We start from the raw sequence: 1,091 nt of genomic DNA, 5'->3' as shown, positions 1-1,091 counted from the left end.
ATACCGAAGCGGCCCTGGGAGCAGAGCGGCAGCGCTCGCAGCAGCTGGCGGACAAGGCCAGCAGCCTCAAGGACCTCATCGCCTCGCTCGAGGCCGACAAGGCGCGCAAGGCGGCCGACCAGGCCAAGGCGGCCGATCGGAAATCGGCGGACGCCGACACGACCGCATCGACCGCGGAACCCGCCGCGCCGCCGGTGCCGGAGGGCAATCGTTTAACCGCTTCCGCCCCGTTCGCGGCGCTCCAGGGCCAGATCGCGCTGCCGGTCATCGGCCAGATCAAACGGCGCTTCGGCACCGACGACGGCAATGGCGCAATGATGCAGGGAGACATGGTTGCGACACAATCGGGGGCCATCGTCACCGCGCCGGCGGATGGAAACGTTCTTTATGCGGGGCCGTTTCGCTCCTATGGTCAACTCTTGATCCTCAATGCGGGCGATGGGTATCATGTCGTCCTGGCGGGGATGAGCAGAATCAGCGTCGCGACCGGACAGTCGGTGCTCGCAGGAGAGCCGATCGGCGCGATGGGAGAGGCCCGGGTGGCTAGCACCTCGGCCTCGCAGAATGGAAATGCGACGCCGGAGCTCTATGTTGAGTTCCGCAAGGATGGAAAACCCGTCGATCCGAACCCCTGGTGGGCGGACCGATTTTCTGGAAGGACGTGAAATGATGCGGAAATTGTCGCTTCTGTTTGCCGGCGCGCTGATGGGCGCATCGGCAATGAGCCTGGTCTACGGCGCACCCGGCTCGGCGGCGAATGCTGCGGGTTCCGAGACCTACAAGCAGCTGGCGATCTTCGGCGACATATTCGAGCGCGTGCGCGCGCAATATGTGACGCCCCCGGACGACAAGTCGCTGGTCGAGAACGCCATCAACGGCATGCTCGCTTCGCTCGACCCGCATTCCTCCTACATGAACGCCGAGCAGGCGCAGGATATGCGCGTGCAGACCAAAGGCGAGTTCGGCGGCCTTGGCATCGAGGTCACGATGGAGAACGACCTGGTCAAGGTGATCACGCCGATCGACGACACGCCGGCCGCAAAGGCGGGCGTGCTTGCCGGCGACTATATCGCCAAGATCGACGGCGAGGA

General features: G+C 64.7%; 2 protein-coding genes. Both read left to right on the top strand.

Annotation, left to right across the window (positions count from 1 at the left end; all coding sequences use genetic code 11):
* Positions 1-665, top strand: a 665-nt coding sequence (locus EOA60_RS34275; protein ID WP_164899826.1) for a peptidoglycan DD-metalloendopeptidase family protein, incomplete at its 5' end; no start/stop codon positions are given.
* Between the two features lies 1 nt (position 666).
* Positions 667-1,091 (top strand): PDZ domain-containing protein (locus EOA60_RS34270; RefSeq protein ID WP_164899825.1); only part of this gene is annotated, 425 nt, incomplete at its 3' end.

Origin of the sequence: Mesorhizobium sp. M1A.F.Ca.IN.020.06.1.1 (assembly GCF_004023265.1) — a bacterium.
Taxonomy (GTDB): Bacteria; Pseudomonadota; Alphaproteobacteria; order Rhizobiales; family Rhizobiaceae; genus Mesorhizobium.
Note: the sequence above shows the minus strand (reverse complement) of the source record. Positions and strands in the feature narration are given on the sequence as shown.